The 16,025-nt window shown below is 71.9% G+C and carries 17 protein-coding genes; 10 read left to right on the forward strand and 7 right to left on the reverse strand.

The window, feature by feature from the left end; genetic code table 11:
• Positions 1-24: 24 nt before the first annotated feature.
• Positions 25-1,608, reverse strand: a complete 1,584-nt coding sequence (gene purF / locus ABT263_RS17090) for an amidophosphoribosyltransferase (RefSeq protein WP_329489013.1) — start codon at positions 1,606-1,608, stop codon at positions 25-27.
• A gap of 419 nt (positions 1,609-2,027) precedes the next feature.
• Positions 2,028-2,876 carry a diacylglycerol kinase family protein gene (locus ABT263_RS17095; protein ID WP_352291205.1) on the reverse strand — a complete coding sequence of 283 codons (849 nt, stop codon included), beginning with the start codon at positions 2,874-2,876 and terminating at the stop codon, positions 2,028-2,030.
• Positions 2,877-3,002: 126 nt separating this feature from the next.
• Between ABT263_RS17095 and ABT263_RS17100 the strand changes: the two genes are divergently transcribed.
• Both ABT263_RS17100 and ABT263_RS17105 read left to right on the forward strand, forming a co-directional pair.
• On the forward strand, positions 3,003-4,286 hold the full coding sequence (locus ABT263_RS17100; RefSeq protein WP_352291206.1) for an adenylosuccinate synthase: 1,284 nt from the start codon (positions 3,003-3,005) through the stop codon (positions 4,284-4,286).
• 133 nt (positions 4,287-4,419) lie between these two features.
• Positions 4,420-5,022: a GNAT family N-acetyltransferase gene (locus ABT263_RS17105; RefSeq protein WP_352291207.1), complete on the forward strand. Its 603-nt coding sequence runs from the start codon at positions 4,420-4,422 to the stop codon at positions 5,020-5,022.
• A 76-nt stretch (positions 5,023-5,098) separates the two neighbouring features.
• Here the strand turns inward: ABT263_RS17105 and ABT263_RS17110 are convergent, their stop codons facing one another.
• The gene (locus ABT263_RS17110) at positions 5,099-5,518 is read right to left on the reverse strand and encodes an ATP-binding protein (RefSeq protein WP_352291208.1); all 420 of its coding nucleotides are present in this window, start codon (positions 5,516-5,518) and stop codon (positions 5,099-5,101) included.
• A 304-nt stretch (positions 5,519-5,822) separates the two neighbouring features.
• Between ABT263_RS17110 and ABT263_RS17115 the strand changes: the two genes are divergently transcribed.
• The 4 genes from ABT263_RS17115 (at position 5,823) to metG (ending at position 10,161) form a co-directional block, all read left to right on the forward strand.
• Complete coding sequence (locus ABT263_RS17115; protein WP_352291209.1) at positions 5,823-6,677, forward strand: helix-turn-helix domain-containing protein; 855 nt, start codon at positions 5,823-5,825, stop codon at positions 6,675-6,677.
• Positions 6,678-6,683: 6 nt separating this feature from the next.
• Positions 6,684-6,878, forward strand: a complete 195-nt coding sequence (locus ABT263_RS17120; RefSeq protein ID WP_352291210.1) for a DUF397 domain-containing protein — start codon at positions 6,684-6,686, stop codon at positions 6,876-6,878.
• Between the two features lie 183 nt (positions 6,879-7,061).
• The gene (locus ABT263_RS17125) at positions 7,062-8,219 is read left to right on the forward strand and encodes a damage-control phosphatase ARMT1 family protein (RefSeq protein ID WP_352291211.1); all 1,158 of its coding nucleotides are present in this window, start codon (positions 7,062-7,064) and stop codon (positions 8,217-8,219) included.
• A 211-nt stretch (positions 8,220-8,430) separates the two neighbouring features.
• Positions 8,431-10,161 carry a methionine--tRNA ligase gene (gene metG, locus ABT263_RS17130; RefSeq protein WP_352291212.1) on the forward strand — a complete coding sequence of 577 codons (1,731 nt, stop codon included), beginning with the start codon at positions 8,431-8,433 and terminating at the stop codon, positions 10,159-10,161.
• A 70-nt stretch (positions 10,162-10,231) separates the two neighbouring features.
• Here metG and cutA read toward each other — a convergent pair whose 3' ends face one another.
• Positions 10,232-10,561, reverse strand: a complete 330-nt coding sequence (gene cutA, locus ABT263_RS17135) for a divalent-cation tolerance protein CutA (protein ID WP_352291213.1) — start codon at positions 10,559-10,561, stop codon at positions 10,232-10,234.
• A gap of 180 nt (positions 10,562-10,741) precedes the next feature.
• Positions 10,742-11,209, reverse strand: a complete 468-nt coding sequence (locus ABT263_RS17140) for a MarR family winged helix-turn-helix transcriptional regulator (RefSeq protein WP_442906833.1) — start codon at positions 11,207-11,209, stop codon at positions 10,742-10,744.
• Positions 11,210-11,336: 127 nt separating this feature from the next.
• Between ABT263_RS17140 and ABT263_RS17145 the strand changes: the two genes are divergently transcribed.
• Both ABT263_RS17145 and ABT263_RS17150 read left to right on the forward strand, forming a co-directional pair.
• Positions 11,337-11,747 carry a DMT family transporter gene (locus tag ABT263_RS17145; protein WP_352291214.1) on the forward strand — a complete coding sequence of 137 codons (411 nt, stop codon included), beginning with the start codon at positions 11,337-11,339 and terminating at the stop codon, positions 11,745-11,747.
• Between the two features lie 62 nt (positions 11,748-11,809).
• Complete coding sequence (locus tag ABT263_RS17150) at positions 11,810-12,130, forward strand: DMT family transporter (RefSeq protein WP_352291215.1); 321 nt, start codon at positions 11,810-11,812, stop codon at positions 12,128-12,130.
• 44 nt (positions 12,131-12,174) lie between these two features.
• On the opposite strand, the gene ABT263_RS17155 is transcribed toward ABT263_RS17150, so the two are convergent.
• The gene (locus ABT263_RS17155; protein ID WP_352291216.1) at positions 12,175-13,143 is read right to left on the reverse strand and encodes a class I SAM-dependent methyltransferase; all 969 of its coding nucleotides are present in this window, start codon (positions 13,141-13,143) and stop codon (positions 12,175-12,177) included.
• Between the two features lie 418 nt (positions 13,144-13,561).
• Between ABT263_RS17155 and ABT263_RS17160 the strand changes: the two genes are divergently transcribed.
• Complete coding sequence (locus tag ABT263_RS17160) at positions 13,562-14,617, forward strand: aldo/keto reductase (RefSeq protein ID WP_352291217.1); 1,056 nt, start codon at positions 13,562-13,564, stop codon at positions 14,615-14,617.
• A gap of 30 nt (positions 14,618-14,647) precedes the next feature.
• Here the strand turns inward: ABT263_RS17160 and ABT263_RS17165 are convergent, their stop codons facing one another.
• Entirely contained in the window at positions 14,648-15,550 is a 903-nt protein-coding gene (locus tag ABT263_RS17165) for an NAD(P)-dependent oxidoreductase (RefSeq protein WP_352291218.1), read from the reverse strand.
• A 97-nt stretch (positions 15,551-15,647) separates the two neighbouring features.
• Between ABT263_RS17165 and ABT263_RS17170 the strand changes: the two genes are divergently transcribed.
• Positions 15,648-16,007, forward strand: coding sequence for a winged helix-turn-helix transcriptional regulator (locus tag ABT263_RS17170; RefSeq protein ID WP_329488994.1), 360 nt, complete (start codon positions 15,648-15,650; stop codon positions 16,005-16,007).
• Positions 16,008-16,025: the final 18 nt, after the last annotated feature.

Genomic DNA, 16,025 nt, shown 5'->3' on the forward strand with positions numbered 1-16,025 from the left:
TTCCGGGACCCCACCGTCAGGTCGTTACGGGCGGCGCAGGGCGTCGGCCGCGCCCGCTCCGCCGAGCAGGGACTGGACGCCGTCCAGGTCGCTGCCGCTGGTCGGCTTGCCGCGGACCGCGGGCGGCTGCTGGCCGCCCTTGATCTCGGCCTCCAGCAGGAGCTTCCCGAGCAGCGCCGGGTCGGGCAGCTCCATCGGGTACTCGCCGTCGAAGCAGGCCCGGCAGAGCCGGTCCTTCGGCTGCTTGGTGGCCTCGATCATGCCGTCGATCGAGATGTAGGAGAGCGAGTCCGCACCGAGCGTGCGGCCGATCTCCTCGATGGTCATGCCGTTGGCGATCAGCTCCGCGCGGGTGGCGAAGTCGATGCCGAAGAAGCAGGGCCACTTGACCGGCGGCGAGGAGATCCGGATGTGGACCTCGGCCGCGCCGGCCTCGCGGAGCATCTTCACCAGCGCGCGCTGGGTGTTGCCGCGGACGATCGAGTCGTCCACGACCACCAAGCGCTTGCCCTGGATGACCTCGCGCAGCGGGTTGAGCTTCAGCCGGATGCCGAGCTGGCGGATGGTCTGGCTGGGCTGGATGAAGGTGCGGCCCACGTAGGCGTTCTTCACCAGGCCCGAGCCGTACGGGATCCCGCTGGCCTCGGCGTAGCCGATGGCGGCCGGGGTGCCGGACTCCGGGGTCGCTATCACCAGGTCGGCCTCGACGGGCGCCTCGGCGGCCAGCCTGCGACCCATCTCCACGCGGGAGAGGTGCACGTTGCGGCCGGCGATGGAGGTGTCGGGGCGGGCCAGGTAGACGTACTCGAAGACGCAGCCCTTGGGCTTGGCCTCGGCGAAGCGGGAGGTCCGCATGCCGTTCTCGTCGATGGCGATGAGTTCGCCGGGCTCGACCTCGCGGATGAAGGAGGCGCCGCAGATGTCCAGCGCCGCCGTCTCGGAGGCGACCACCCAGCCGCGCTCCAGCCGGCCGAGCACCAGCGGGCGGATGCCCTGCGGGTCGCGGGCGGCGTAGAGCGTGTGCTCGTCCATGAAGACGAGCGAGAACGCGCCCTTGACCTTGGGCAGGACGAGCTTGGCCGTCTCCTCGATGGAGAGGTCCGGGTGGCCCGCGAGGAGGGCGGTCACCAGGTCGGTGTCGTTGGTCGCGGCGGACCGGCCCGAGCGGGAGACGTGCTCCTCACCGGGCAGTTCGGCGACCATGGCCGCCAGTTCGGCGGTGTTCACCAGGTTTCCGTTGTGCCCGAGGGCCAGCGAACCGTGAACGGTCGCGCGGAAGGTCGGCTGGGCGTTCTCCCAGACCGAGGAACCGGTGGTCGAGTAGCGGGCGTGTCCGACGGCGATATGCCCGTGCAACGACCCCAGGGAGGCCTCGTCGAAGACCTGGGAGACGAGTCCCATGTCCTTGAAGACGAGAATCTGGGAGCCGTTGCTCACTGCGATGCCCGCGGATTCCTGACCGCGGTGCTGCAGGGCGTAAAGGCCGAAGAACGTGAGCTTGGCGACCTCCTCGCCGGGAGCCCAGACACCGAAGACGCCGCAAGCGTCCTGGGGGCCTTTCTCGCCGGGAAGAAGATCGTGGTTGAGTCTTCCGTCACCACGTGGCACGCCTTCGAGTCTAGGGCAGTTGGCACAGGCTTCCGGAACCAGGGCGGCGCGGATTCTTGGGCGATCGCTCGGCAACGCGCGTAGACAAAACCCCTTACCGGCGGCGGATTTCCAGGGCGTGGAATTCGGTCGAGGGGCGCTTGGCCTTGTGGGTCGCGCCCGTTGGCGCCTTTCCGCCTGCGGACGGCCCGGAGGTTAACGGCGGGCAACGTGAGCCTGCTCACCCAGGGGGCCGACGGGGGCCGGGCGGGGCCGCCGGGCTTCGCGGGGCCGTCTTCGGCCCTCCGCTTCGACCCCTTCGGGCCTCGGTTCAGTCCTCGGTTCAGTCCTCGGTTCAGTCCTCGGTTCAGTCCTCGGTTCAGTCCTCGGTTCAGTCCTCGATCCGGCCCTCCCCTGGCCTCCCCCGGGCTCCCCCGGCCTCAGCCGCTCGGGAGCAGGAGCCCCCAGGCGCCCGGGTGCACCGTCCAGGTCCGGTCCCGGACCGGGCCCACCGGCTGGCCGTCCGCCTCGTAGCCGAACCCGCGCCCCGTCACCGCGAGGGTCGCCGCCCGGGCGCGCACCAGTGCGCCGGGCGTGCGGACCACGATCTCCATCACGCCGCCGATCGCCTCCCCGCCCGGCAGGGTCACCTCGACCACCCGGACCGGCTGGTCGAGGTCGGCCAGCAGCCGGCCGTCCGCCTCGACCCGGAGCAGCGCGCTGTGCTCGCCCCGGCCGGCCTCGACCGTGAGTGAGGTCCCCTGCTCGGCCGCAGCCAGTTTCGCCCATAGCGAACGCCAGCCACCCGTACGGCCCGCTATCCGGCGCGCTCCGCTGCCGGAGATCCGCACCTTGCCGAGCGCCACTCCGCCGCCGTCGTCCACCAGCAGGTCCAGCTTGCGCGGCACGCCGCCGAGCACCGCCCGCGCGGCCGGCACCGGCTCGCCCGGCACACCGAGCGCGCGGGCCGCCACCAGCTCGTCGGACCGGCCCACCGGGACCATGCCGACCGGGTCCGCACCCAGCTCACGCTGGCGGTAGAGGGCCTGGAGCACCCGTTGCATCGCCAGGTCGGAGCCGATCACCACCGGTCGGCGGCGGCCCCGGTGCGAAAGCACCCGGTCGAGTTCGGAAGGGCTCTCCGGGTAGGCCACCTTGGCGTCCGTCCCTCCGCACAGGACGTCCCTCGCGATCCGCACCGACTCGCCGTCGGTCTGCCGGGCCGCCGGGTCGAGGAGCAGGAGGAGCGGTTCGGGGCCGCCGGTTGCGGGCGTGGACAGGGACGACACGACCGGTCCTTCCTCAGGTAATCTCTCGGTGCAAGAGCCCCTTGCGCTATTGCGCCAGGGGCTTCGTCTATCTCGGGGCAGACTGCGGCCTTCGCAGGATGCCCCAACCGGAAGGGGTGTACGCCTGTGCCGGCACTCGTGCTCGTTGGCGCTCAGTGGGGGGACGAGGGCAAGGGGAAGGCGACCGACCTCCTCGGCGGCTCCGTCGACTACGTCGTTCGCTACCAGGGCGGCAACAACGCCGGTCACACGGTGGTCATCGGCGACCAGAAGTATGCCCTGCACCTGCTGCCTTCCGGCATCCTCAGCCCGAATGTGACGCCGGTGATCGGCAACGGCGTCGTCATCGACCCGGGCGTGCTGCTCTCCGAGCTCAGCGGGCTGAACGAGCGCGGCATCGACACCTCCAAGCTGCTGATCTCGGGCAACGCCCACCTGATCACGCCGTACCACCGCACCCTGGACAAGGTCACCGAGCGCTTCCTGGGCAAGCGCCGGATCGGCACCACCGGCCGCGGCATCGGCCCGACCTACGCGGACAAGATCAACCGCGTCGGGATCCGGGTCCAGGACCTCTTCGACGAGTCGATCCTGCAGCAGAAGATCGAAGCCGCGCTGCACGACAAGAACCAGCTGCTGGTGAAGCTCTACAACCGCCGCGCCATCCCGGCCGAGCTGGTCCTGGAGGAGTACCTCGGCTACGCGGACAAGATCAAGCCGTTCCTGGCCGACACCACCCTGGTGCTCGACGAGGCGCTGAAGGCCAACAAGGTCGTCCTGCTGGAGGGCGGCCAGGGCACCCTGCTCGACGTCGACCACGGCACGTACCCCTTCGTGACCTCGTCGAACCCGACCGCCGGCGGTGCCTGCACCGGCGCCGGCATCGGCCCGACCAAGATCGACCGGGTCATCGGCATCCTGAAGGCGTACACCACCCGCGTCGGGTCGGGCCCGTTCCCGACCGAGCTGCTGGACGCCGACGGCGAGGCGCTGCGCCGGATCGGCGGCGAGCGCGGCGTGACCACCGGCCGCGACCGGCGCTGCGGCTGGTTCGACGCCGTGATCGCGCGCTACGCGACCCGGGTCAACGGCCTGACCGACTTCTTCCTCACCAAGCTGGACGTGCTGACCGGCTGGGAGCAGATCCCGGTCTGCGTCGCGTACGAGATCGACGGCAAGCGCGTCGAGGAGCTCCCGTACAACCAGTCCGACTTCCACCACGCCAAGCCGATCTACGAGACGCTGCCGGGCTGGACCGAGGACATCAGCAAGGCCCAGACCTTCGCCGACCTGCCGAAGAACGCGCAGGCCTACGTGAAGGCGCTGGAGGAGATGTCGGGCGCGCAGATCTCCGCCATCGGCGTCGGCCCGGGCCGGACCGAAACGATCGAGATCAACTCGTTCATCTGAGTCCGGACCACCGGGAACGAGCGAGAGGCCCTGCGGGACGCTGCGTCCCGCAGGGCCTTCTCCTTGCCTCGGGGCATCTGCACTAGTGCAATAACCTCTTGCATCTAGTGCAGAGCACCGTTACGTTCGGATCATGACTGCGAAGCTGCCTGCCCCCGTCACCCTGACCGGCCGCCACGTCCGACTGGAGCCGCTGAGCCGGGGACACCTGGCCGAGCTGTGGGCCTCCGTCGGCCCCGACCCGGACGTCTGGCGCTGGATCCCGTTCGGCGCCCCGGCGACGGAGGAGGAGCTGGGCGCGATCCTCGACGTCCGCCTGGCGGAGGTGGCGGCCGGGAACGCCGTGAAGTTCGCCGTGATCGACCTCGCGAGCGGCCGCGCGGTCGGCATCACGGGGTACTACGACTTCAGCGCGGACAACGAGCTCGTCGAGATCGGCGGCACCTGGTACGCGCGCTCGGTCTGGCGCACGGCCGTCAACACCGAGGCCAAGCTGCTGATGCTCGTCCACGCCTTCGAGGACCTGGGCATGGGCCGGGTGTTCTGGAAGACGGACGCGCTCAACGACCGCTCCCGCAACGCGATCCTGCGCCTCGGCGCGTCGTTCGAGGGCATCCACCGGCGCGAAAAGCTCCGCGCCACCGGGGTCTGGCGCGACAGCGCCTACTTCTCGATGCTGGCGGACGAGTGGCCGGCGGCCAAGTCCCGCCTGGTGGAGCGCCTTTCACGCGGCTGACGGTGCGCGATGAGCTGCGCGACGACGCCGACGAAGAGCACCGAAACCAGCAGCCCGGCGAGCAGGAACGCGCCCATCAGCCCCCGACCGCCACCGCGGCCCACACCGCTCTGCCGTACGTCCCGATGAGTTTCACACCCCACTCATCGGCAAGCACGCCCACCAGATCAAGCCCCCGCCCACTGGTACGCGAGTCGTCCGGGCGAGGGCGCAGGATGGGGGCGGTACCGGCGTCCGAGACGGCGATCCACAGCCTCCCGCACCGGAGTTCGAGCACCACGGTCGGCGGGCCCTCGCCGTGGACCAGGGCATTCGTGACCAGCTCGGAGAGGATGAGGCAGGGAGCGTCCGAGTCGAGACCGAGACTGCGGAGGGTGTCGCGGAGGAGGCGGCGGAGCGCCCCGACGGATTCGGGGAGAGCCGGCGGGAAGAGGTCCAGCCTGAACTCGCCGGCCGTCGGGTCCAAGTCGAGCGGGCACAGGAGAGGGAGCAACATCGACTGTCTCCAGTCCAGTTGAGGTGATAGTGCGGATGAGGGCCGCGCCTCGTGGCTTGCCCCTGCCGACGACGGGGCGTGCAGGCGTCGGCAGCCTGCACGCCCATCCGGGGTGCACTTCGGGGATCTGGCAACCAGTCAGGCCCTGTGTGAACGAAGGTAGGTTCGGGGGGCAATATTTGCTACTGAAGACCCTTCTATTCACTCCATCGAGGGACGCCTTACAGCGGGTCACACCCTCGGGTGGACCGGTCGGGAGCGGGGCGGCAGACTGCACCGGAAGCATCGACCGAGGGGAGAACGCATGCCACCCCGCTTGTCACCGACCGTGCGGCAGCAGCGACTCGGCATCGAGCTGCGCAAGATGCGTGAGCACGCGGACATGACCGCCAAAGCCATGGCAGCGGCCCTCGGCACCGACGTGGCCAAAATCTCCCAGATGGAGAACGGCAAAGCAGGAATCAGCACCGACCGCCTCAACTCCTGGGCCGTCAGTAGCAAATGCGGCAACACCTCGCTCATCGAGGCGCTGACGCTGATGACGCACGATCGCGGCAAGCGCTGGTGGCACAGCTTCCGCGGCCGAGTGCCCAGTGGGATGCTCGATATCGCCGAACTTGAGTACCATGCCGAGTCATTGCTCGTGCTGAACACCGTCTCGATCCCAGGACTGCTTCAGACCAGCCAGTACTCCGCCGCCATGTTCTCGCGGCTCCGACCCCCGCTTCCCCGCCACGACACGGAGGTACGAACAGCCTTCCGCATCCAACGCCAGCAGGTTCTCACCGGCGGTACCAGTCCGTTCACCGCCTTCATCCACGAGGCTGCTCTCCGCATGCAGTTCGGCGGCCCCGCTGTCCTCCGCGATCAGCTCGCGAGCCTGCTCCATGATGCCAGCCGCCCCGGCATCACGATCCGGGCGATCCCCTTCAGCCTCGACACCTATCCCGGCTCGGGCGAGGATCTGTTCTTCGCCCAGGGTCCGGTTCCCGAGCTGGACACTGTGCAGATCGACCTCACTCAAGGCCCACAGTTCATCCATGCCGAGGCAGAGTTGGACTCGTATCGTGCCATCATCGCCGAATCCGAGGCCATCGCGCTCAGTCCCGATGACTCCATCGACTTCATCCATCGCATAGCGACGGACCTGGAAGGTTAGCGAGCCATGAGCGACTGGCAGAAGTCATCGGCAAGCGGGAACAGCAATCAGTGCGTCGAGGTCCGGATCACCGGGGACGGAATGATCGAGATCCGCGAGTCCGATGCCCCGGGCGCGATCGTCGTCACCACGCCGAAGAAGTTCGCCCTCTGGCTCGAAGGCGTCAAGCGCGGGGAGTTCGACCACTTCGGCCACGCTTAGACGAATCGTTCATCCGGGCCCTCGCAGGGTGCGAGGGCCCGGGGGGGACAGAACCCTGCGTACAGGCCGGGTCTTTCGGGACGGCGGTGGGCGGGGTCGGGCCGGATACTGGGAGTGCTGCCCCGGAGCGGGGGGTGGTGACCGACCGACAGAGACGAGCCGTCCGTGCCGACCAGTGCGCCCGTGATCCGCAGTGACGTCCCCGGCTCGTTCCCCTGGGGCGTGTTCCACGAGCGGCATCCGAAGCTCCTGGGACAGGTCCTCGACGCGCTGCCGTACGGGCCGCCCGAGCGGGCGGCGGTGGAGCGGCTGCTGGTGGAGAGCACCACGGGCGTCCTGACGCCGCCGGGCGCGGACGTCCACGACCGGGAGCGGTGGCTGGCGTGGGGCGTGGGGCTCTGGGGCCGGCCGTGGGGCGAGGCGCCGTTCCTGTGGGCGGAGAACTGGTTCTACCACCGCCTGCTCGACGCCACCGGCTACCTCCGCCCCGGGGCCTGGCAGGGCATCGACCCGTTCGGCCCGTTCAAGGCCGCCGAACTGGCGGGCCCGGCGGTGGACGACGAGCTGGCCGCACTGGAGCCGCTGGGCGAACTGCCGCCCCGGCAGCGGGCGCGCGCCCTGGTGACGTCGGCCCTGTGGGGCAACCGCGCGGACCTGAGCTTCGGGCTGACGGCGGCCGACGACGGCCCCGTCGCCGAGCTGGTCGCCGACGACAGCGCACTGTTCCGGACCGAGCTGGAGCGGACCCGCGGCGGCCGGGTCTGTGTCGTCGCGGACAACGCCGGCCGGGAGCTGCTGCCGGACCTGGTGCTGATCGACCACCTGCTCGACGACGGCCTGGCCGCCGAGGTGGCGCTGTACGTGAAGCCCCGGCCGTACTTCGTGTCGGACGCGACCCCGGCCGATCTGCTCGCCACCGTCGAGCGCCTGCGGGCAGCCTCCACGCCCCGGGCGGCGGCGATCGGCCGGCGGCTGTGGCGGGCCCTCGGCACGGGTGAACTCACCGTCCGCGCCGACGCGTTCTTCTGCGCGCCGCTGACCTTCCACGACCTGCCCGCCGGGCTCCGGGCGGAGTTCGCCGGGGCGGCCCTGACGGTCTTCAAGGGCGACCTCAACTACCGCCGCCTGGTGGGCGACCGGCTCTGGCCGCCGACCACCCCGTTCGCGGCGGCGGTGGCGCACTTCCCGTCCTCCGTCGCGGCGCTGCGGACGCTCAAGTCGGACGTGGTCGTCGGCGTCGAACCCGCCGTCCTCGCCCGGCTGGAGGCCACCGGCGCTCCGTGGCGCACCACCGGCCGGCACGCGGTCGTCCAGGTGCACCGCCGGGCGGCCGCGGGCTGACGGCGGCCGCGCGCCGTCCGAGCGGTGAAAAGGGCGGGAGGAGGCCGCCCGGGCTTCGATACACTGCGCACGCCCACAGTGGACCTTCGCTCTGTGTGGCAGCCCGGAGCCCGGCCGACTGCGGCGCGGCCTCCGTTGCGGCCCCCAGACCCTGCGCCTGTCACGGCACTCCGGGCTGGGGTGCGTGCGGGAGAAATTGGAGCATCCGAGGATGGCTCGGCACCTGATCACCAGCGCCCTTCCGTACATCAACGGGATCAAGCACCTGGGCAACATGGTCGGGTCCATGCTCCCGGCGGACGTCTACTCCCGGTACCTGCGCCAGCGCGGGCACGAGGTGCTGTACATCTGCGCCACCGACGAGCACGGGACGCCGGCCGAGCTGGCCGCGCAGGAGGCCGAGCTGCCGGTCGCCGAGTTCTGCGCGCAGGCGCACGACCAGCAGAAGGCCGTCTACGACGGGTTCCGGCTGTCGTTCGACCACTTCGGGCGCAGCTCCTCGCGGCAGAACCGGGAGATCACCCAGGAGATCGCCCGTGAGCTGCACGCCAACGGGTTCATCGAGGAGCGGGCGATCCGCCAGGTGTACTCGGTCACCGACGGGCGGTTCCTGCCGGACCGGTACATCGTCGGCACCTGCCCGCACTGCGGCTACGACAAGGCGCGCGGCGACCAGTGCGAGAACTGCACCCGGGTGCTCGACCCGACGGACCTGCTGGAGCCGCGCTCGGCGATCAGCGGCAGCGCGGACCTGGAGGTGCGCGAGACGAAGCACCTCTTCCTGCTCCAGTCGAAGCTGACCGACCAGGTCGAGGAGTGGGTCGACGCGCACGGCGACCAGTGGCCCGTCCTGGCGTCCTCGATCGCCCGCAAGTGGCTGACCGAGGGGCTGCAGGACCGCGCCATCACCCGTGACCTGGAGTGGGGCGTCCCGGTGCCGGCCGACGTGTGGCCGGAGCTGGCGGCCGCGGGCAAGGTCTTCTACGTCTGGTTCGACGCCCCGATCGAGTACATCGGCGCGACCAAGGAGTGGGCGGACTCGGCGGCCGGCGGCGAGACCCGGGACTGGAAGTCCTGGTGGTACGAGGCCGACGACACCGTCCGGTACACGGAGTTCATGGCCAAGGACAACGTCCCGTTCCACACGGTGATGTTCCCGGCCACCCTGCTCGGCTCGCGCAAGCCGTGGAAGAAGGTCGACTACGTCAAGGCCTTCAACTGGCTGACGTACTACGGCGGCAAGTTCTCGACCAGCCAGAAGCGGGGCATCTTCACCGACGTCGCGCTGGAGCTGCTGCCGGCCGACTACTGGCGCTACTTCCTGATGGCGCACGCCCCCGAGTCGGACGACTCCAGCTTCACCTGGGACCTCTTCTCCTCGGTCGTCAACAAGGACCTCGCCGACACCCTCGGCAACTTCGTGAACCGCGTGCTCTCCTTCAGCCGCAAGCGGTTCGGCGACGACGTCCCGGCCGGGCACGCGGCGGGCGAGGCGGAGCAGCGGCTGGGCGCGCAGATCGCCGACCTGCTGGCCGAGTACGAGACCCAGCTGGAGGCGCTGAACTTCCGCAAGGCCGCGCAGAGCCTGCGCACGCTGTGGAGCGCCGGCAACGCCTACCTGGACGAGAAGGCGCCCTGGCTCCAGGTGAAGACCGACCCGGAGGCCGCCGCGCTGACCCTGCGGACGGCGATGAACCTGATCCACCTCTACGCCGTCGTCTCCGAGCCGTTCATCCCGGCGGCGGCGCAGGCCATGCGCGAGGCGTTCGCGCTCGCGGACGACGCCCCGGCCCGCACCCGGGCGTGGGTGAGCGCCGAGGAGGCGCGCGCGCTGGACTTCGTGCCGGCGGGCACCGCGTTCACCGTGCCGCCGGTGCTGTTCGCCAAGATCACCGACGAGGACCTGGCCGCCTGGACCGCCCGCTTCGGCGGCGGTGAGTAGCGGCACACCGTAGGAGTGGTGGCCCCCGTCGCCGGTCGGCGACGGGGGCCGCTCCTGTGAGGACGGCCGGTCAGGGGCCCGTTTCGGCGGCCACCCAGGCGAGGTAGTCGCCGCTGCCGGAGACCACCGGGACGGCGACGACCTCGGGGGTGTCGTAGTCGTGGTGCTCGGTGATGAACGCGGTGAGCCGGGCGGTGAGCCCGGCGCGGGTCTTGAGGTCGACGCGCCACTCGGCGCTCTCCCGCACCTCGCCGTCCCAGCGGTAGACCGACCGGACCGGGTAGAGCTGCGCGCACGCGGCCAGCCGTTCGCGCACCGCGGCGGTGGCCAGGGCGCGGGCCTTGGACTCGTCGTCGTGGGTGGTGGTGACCACGACGACATCGGGGTTCGAAGCTGCCATGCGGCGACCGTACCGCCCGGCGTTCGGCACCGTCGTACCCGGCGTTCGGCACCGTTGTACGCGGCGTTCGGCACCGGGCCGCCGGCATTCGGCACCGTGCCGCGCAGGAAGTCGGCCGGGTCGACTTCCTGCGCGCGGGGGCGGGTGGGGTGAAGGTGCGGGAGCGGCCGGGTGGTGCGCTCAGCCGAGGGAGCGGCGCGCCGTGCCGAGGAGCGGGGCGAGGTCGGGGGCGGCGGCGGCCTCCTCGTCCAGAGCGGCGCCGAGGGTCTCCTCGTAGGTGGCGCGGGCCTCCTGGTGACGGGCGCGGCCGGCGGCGGTGATCACCGTGTAGACGCCGCGCTTGTCGTCCGGACAGAGGTCCCGGTAGGTGAAGTCCGCGGTGTGCAGGCGGGCGACCAGTCGGGTGACCGAACTCTGGTTGAGGCCGAGGACGGCGGCGAGGTCCTGCATGCGCAGCTCGCCCTTGGGGGCCTCGGAGAGGAAGCCGAGGGCGCGGTACTCGGACAGGCCGAGCCCGTGCCGGCGCTGGAGCGCGGTGGCGAGCCGGCCCTCGACATGGGCGTGGAGGGCGGTGAGCCGGCTCCACATCCGGGAATCCGACGGCCCGGCGTCCGGGTCGCCGCTGGTGGGGCTGGGTTCCGGGTCCATGGGCTGCTCCTGGCACAGGCGGGGCGGATTGACACAGGTTACTTGTACATGCATGCTCTTGCCCAGTCGACATCAATTTGCACATACATGCAATCACTTACCCGCGACGAACCCGGGAGGTTCTCCCATGGCCTGGATCTACCTGCTGATCGCCTCGCTCTTCGAGGTCGTCTTCGCCCTCGCGACCAACGCCACCCACGGCTTCACCGTGCTGGGCCCGTCCCTGCTGACCGCCGGGGCGGCGGCGGGCGGGATCTTCTTCCTCAGCCTCGCCCTGAAGACCCTGGACGTCGGGGTCGGCTACACGGTGTGGACCGGGATCGGCTCGGTCGGCACCGTCGTCCTCGGCTCGGTGATCTTCCGCGAGTCGATGAACCCCGGAAAGGCGGCGGCCTTCGTCCTGATCATCGGCGGGGTGCTCGGCCTCAAGCTCTCCGACCGCCCCGGCGGCGCGGAGCAGCCGGCGGGGAGCGCCGAGCGGCCGGCCGGGGGCAGCGACCGGCCGGCCGGGAAGGCGGAGCAGCCGGCCACCGCCTGATCCCGCGCAGCCGGCCCACCCCGCCCTCCCCCGCCGCCCCACCACCCAAGGAGCCCACCGTCATGGCCTGGATCTTCCTCGCGATCGCCGTCGTCTTCGAGATCGTCTTCGCCCTCGGCACCAACGCCACCCACGGCTTCACCAAGCTCTGGCCGTCCGTCCTCACCCTGGTCGCCGCCGCGGGCGGCATCTTCACGCTCAGCCTGGCGCTCAGGACGCTGGACGTCAGCGTCGGCTACACCATCTGGACCGGGCTCGGCTCGGTCGGCACGGTCGTCCTCGGTGCCGTGCTCTACAAGGAGCGGATCACGCTCCCCAAGCTGCTGTCCTTCGCCGCGATCATCGCCGGTGCCGTCACCCTGAAGCTGGCCTCCGGCCTCTGACCGCCGACGGGCGCGCCGTCCGCGCGCCCGCCGGGCGGTCCCCGTCAGGCCGTGCCGGTCGCCCGGGCGGTGTGGACGGTGGTGGCGGTGAGGTAGAAGGCGTCGGGGCGGTTCAGGATGCCGGTCGGCGCCTCGCGGTCGAGCAGGGCGTCCAGAGTGGCCAGGTCCTCCGCGTCCAGGCCCGCGTCCAACTGGGCGCGGCGGCGCTCCAGATGGGTGTACAGGTGCTCGCGCCCCGGGGCGGCGAGCGGGGCCGGCCACTCCACCAGGAAGGTGCGCGAGCCGGCCGGGGTGAGGCCCGCGCGGGACAGCATGCCCGGCCAGTCCTCCACCTCCGCGACGGAGCCCGGGAGTCGGGCGCGCATCGCGGCGAAGACGTCCTCATGGGTAGCGTCCAGCCGGGCCTGCAGGCCGGGGCGGCCGAGGCCGAGGTCACGCGGCAGGAAGCGCAGCGGCAAGCCGCGCTCGGCGACGGCGAGCAGACCGCCCGGACGCAGCGAGCCGGCCAGCTCGGTCAACGCCGCCTGCTGGTCGCCGAGATGGTGGATCGCCTGGGAGGACCAGATCAGATCGGCCGTGCCCAGCCCGCCGAACTCGGCGGGCAGCTCGGCCTGCCGGGCGGTGACACGGCCGGACGAACGGGCCACCGCGCGCTCCAGCAGGGCGGCGGACTGGTCGACGGCGACCACCTCGGCGGCCGGGAAGGCATCGGCGAGCACGGTCGCGACGACCCCCGGACCGCTGCCGATGTCGAGCACCCGCCCCACGGGGACGCCGTCCATCAGCTCGCCCAGCCACCCGGCGGCCCCGACGAACGCGGGGGTGTTCAGCTCGCCCTCGCGCTCCAGGTAGGTGACGAGCGCCGCCCAGTCCGGGTCGGAGCCGGAACCGTGGTGGCCGTGATCGTGGCTGTGGCCGTGGCCGTGCGCGTCGGCGTTCGCCGACTCGGGAGCGGGGGCGGTAGCGGGAGCGGGGGCGGTAGCGGGAGCGTCGTGGTGGTGCGGGCGGTGCATGGGGTGCTCCGTTCAGGTCGGTGGCGGCTTCGGCGTCGGCATCGGCATCGGCATCCGGACCGGCGGCTTCACCGCGCGGCGGCGGGCCCGGCGAGCCCGGCGGCGGACCCCGGCGGCGGACCCCGGCGGCGGACCCCGGCGGCGGCCCGGATCGGTGCGGTCGCCGGCACCGCCAGCCTGCGACGAGCCCCGCATCATCGGCAAGCTTTGTTGCCGGTTCCGCAAACCGCGCCCCGCCGGCCCCCCCGGTGCGACACCGGACGACCGCGCGGCGACCACCGGGGTCACGCCGGAACCGGTCACCGACGGGACGCCGCCGCCCCTTGCCCTGGAGTGCACTCCAAGATCTACCGTCGGGGGCGAGCGACCCGGCTCCCGGCCGGGGACGGCCACCCACCACAGCAGGGGGACCAGCACCATGCGCTACCGCATCCTCGGCGGCACCGGCATCGAGGTCAGCGCCTACTGCCTCGGCACCATGATGTTCGGAGCGGTCGGCAACCCCGACCACGACGACTGCGTCCGCATCATCCACACCGCCCTCGACCAGGGCATCAACTTCGTCGACACCGCCGACATGTACTCGGCGGGCGAGTCCGAGGAGATCGTCGGCAAGGCGCTGCAGAGCCGCGGCAACCGCGACGACGTCGTCCTCGCCACCAAGGTGCACTTCCCGATGGGCGAGGGCCGCAACCGGGGCGGCAACTCACGGCGCTGGATCATCCACGAGGTGGAGGAGAGCCTGCGCCGGCTGCGCACCGACCGGATCGACCTCTACCAGGTCCACCGGCCCGACCACACCACCGACATCGAGGAGACCCTCTCCGCGCTCGGCGACCTCGTCACGGCCGGCAAGATCCGCGCCTTCGGCTGCTCGACCTTCCCCGCCGCGGAGATCGTCGAGGCGTACCTCGCCGCCGAGCGGCGCGGCCTGCCCCGCTTCCGCACCGAGCAGCCGCCGTACTCGCTGCTCGCCCGGGGCATCGAGCGGGACGTGCTGCCGACCGTCCAGCGGCTCGGCATGGGCGCGCTGACCTGGAGCCCGCTCGCCTCCGGCTTCCTCACCGGCCGCTACCGCAAGGGCCGCCCGATCGACCTCGGCACCGGCCGGGCCGCCCTCCACCCCGGCCGCTTCGACCCCGCGCTGCCGGTCAACGTGGCCAAGCTGGACGCCGTCGAGGAGCTGACCGCGCTCGCCGAGGACCTCGGCCGCACCCTGCCCGAACTGGCCCTCGCCTTCCCGCTGGCGCACCCGGCCGTCACCTCGGTGATCATCGGCCCGCGCACCGGGGAGCAGCTGGCGGCGGCCCTGAAGGGCGCCGACCTCACCCTGGACGACGCCGCCCTCGACCGGATCGACGCCATCGTGGCGCCCGGCACGAACGTCTACCACCCGGACGGCGTCTGGCAGCCGCCCGCCCTCACCGACGCGGCGCTGCGCCGCCGCCCCGCGACCGACCGCGCGGCGGGCTGAGGGCGGCGAGCGCCGGCCCGCCCGCTCCGCCTACCGTCGCAGCAGGTCGACCACGCCGGTCAGGTCCTCCGCCCCGGAGCCCTCCGCGAGCCGGCGGGCCATCAGCGCGAAGTACGGGGCGAGCAGCTCGGCGCTGACTCCCTGCTCCTCGGCGGTGCGCAGGAAGGTGGGCGTGCCGGCGACCTGCATCGCGAGGTTGGAGACCACGCCCACGGTGTAGTCACCGCCCTCCAGTTGCAGGGCGGTCCGCGCCACCGAGCCGGCCATCGCCCGGAGCCAAGAGGTCAGCAGCGGCGCGAGGTCGCTCGGGGCCACCGCCTCCCCGCCGATCAGCGCGAAGGCGTGCGCCACCCCGGCGAACATGCCGTACATGGCACTCAGCAGCGCCACGTCGTACAGGGCGGCGAACCCGGCGTCCGCCCCGACGAAGCGGGTGCCGGCCGGGACGGACAGGGTCTCGCGGTGCTCCTCGAACAGCGCCTGCGAGCCGCTGTAGAAGACGTACGGACCGGCCTCCGGAACGCCGATCATCGGCGGGACGGCCATGATCCCGCCGTCCAGGTAGCGGCCGCCGCGCTGCTCGACCCACGCGGCGCGGGCGCGGGCCAGGCCGGGGGTGCCGGTGACGAGGTCGACCACGTCCCGGCCGGCCAGGTCGACGCCGTCCAGCGCAGCCTCCACGGAGGCGTCGTCGAGCAGGCAGACGACCACCAGGCGGTTGGCCGCGACCGCCTCGGCGGGGGTGGCGGCGACAGTGGCGCCCAGGGCGGCGAGCGGTTCGGCCCGCGCGGCGGTGCGGTTCCAGACGGTCAGCGGATGCCCGGCGGCGAGCCAGGTCCGGGCCAGCGCGGTGCCCATCGCGCCGAGGCCGAGCAGGGTGAGGGAGGGAGCGGGGGTGGACTTCGAAACGGGGTCAACGCTGTTCTCTGCCATGCCGATCAGGCTCGTCGCCCGGCCCGCCGGCGGACAAGTACGCACCTCGAAGTGGGTGGTTACCCTGGGGTGAGCGAGCAGGTCGGAAGGGGTGGGCATGGCGACGGTGCCGAGGCCGGGCGGGTACGTCTGCGGGATCGACGCGGCGATGGACGTGATCGGCGGCAAGTGGAAGGTACTGATCCTCTGGGCGCTGGACGAGCGGCCGAACCGCCGCTTCGGCGAGCTGCGCCGCCTGGTGCCGGGGATCACCGAGAAGGTGCTCGCCGCCCATCTGCGCGAGCTGGAGGCCGACGGCATCGTGCGCCGCGAGGCGTACGACGAGGTGCCGCCGCGCGTCGAGTACTCGCTGACGCCGGTCGGGGCGCGGCTCAACGCCGCGCTGGCACCGCTGGGGGCCTGGGGCCGCGAGCACGTCCTCGGCGGGGCCCCGCACCCCGGCGGGGGAGCCGCGTAGGGCCCGGACGGCGCGGGC

The sequence above is a fragment of the Kitasatospora sp. NPDC001603 genome, from assembly GCF_040298365.1.
Taxonomy (GTDB): Bacteria; Actinomycetota; Actinomycetes; order Streptomycetales; family Streptomycetaceae; genus Kitasatospora.

What these genes read in the sequence shown, in the direction of transcription:
- ABT263_RS17115 (WP_352291209.1), top strand. Translation starts at nt 5,823, where the DNA reads ATGCCACCCCGCTTGTCACCGACCGTGCGGCAGCAGCGACTCGGCATC.
- ABT263_RS17160 (WP_352291217.1), top strand. Translation starts at nt 13,562, where the DNA reads ATGCGCTACCGCATCCTCGGCGGCACCGGCATCGAGGTCAGCGCCTAC.
- ABT263_RS17110 (WP_352291208.1), bottom strand. Translation starts at nt 5,518, where the DNA reads ATGTTGCTCCCTCTCCTGTGCCCGCTCGACTTGGACCCGACGGCCGGC.
- ABT263_RS17170 (WP_329488994.1), top strand. Translation starts at nt 15,648, where the DNA reads ATGGCGACGGTGCCGAGGCCGGGCGGGTACGTCTGCGGGATCGACGCG.
- ABT263_RS17105 (WP_352291207.1), top strand. Translation starts at nt 4,420, where the DNA reads ATGACTGCGAAGCTGCCTGCCCCCGTCACCCTGACCGGCCGCCACGTC.
- ABT263_RS17165 (WP_352291218.1), bottom strand. Translation starts at nt 15,550, where the DNA reads ATGGCAGAGAACAGCGTTGACCCCGTTTCGAAGTCCACCCCCGCTCCC.
- metG (WP_352291212.1), top strand. Translation starts at nt 8,431, where the DNA reads ATGGCTCGGCACCTGATCACCAGCGCCCTTCCGTACATCAACGGGATC.
- ABT263_RS17145 (WP_352291214.1), top strand. Translation starts at nt 11,337, where the DNA reads ATGGCCTGGATCTACCTGCTGATCGCCTCGCTCTTCGAGGTCGTCTTC.
- ABT263_RS17155 (WP_352291216.1), bottom strand. Translation starts at nt 13,143, where the DNA reads ATGCACCGCCCGCACCACCACGACGCTCCCGCTACCGCCCCCGCTCCC.
- ABT263_RS17120 (WP_352291210.1), top strand. Translation starts at nt 6,684, where the DNA reads ATGAGCGACTGGCAGAAGTCATCGGCAAGCGGGAACAGCAATCAGTGC.
- cutA (WP_352291213.1), bottom strand. Translation starts at nt 10,561, where the DNA reads ATGGCAGCTTCGAACCCCGATGTCGTCGTGGTCACCACCACCCACGAC.
- ABT263_RS17140 (WP_442906833.1), bottom strand. Translation starts at nt 11,209, where the DNA reads ATGGACCCGGAACCCAGCCCCACCAGCGGCGACCCGGACGCCGGGCCG.
- ABT263_RS17150 (WP_352291215.1), top strand. Translation starts at nt 11,810, where the DNA reads ATGGCCTGGATCTTCCTCGCGATCGCCGTCGTCTTCGAGATCGTCTTC.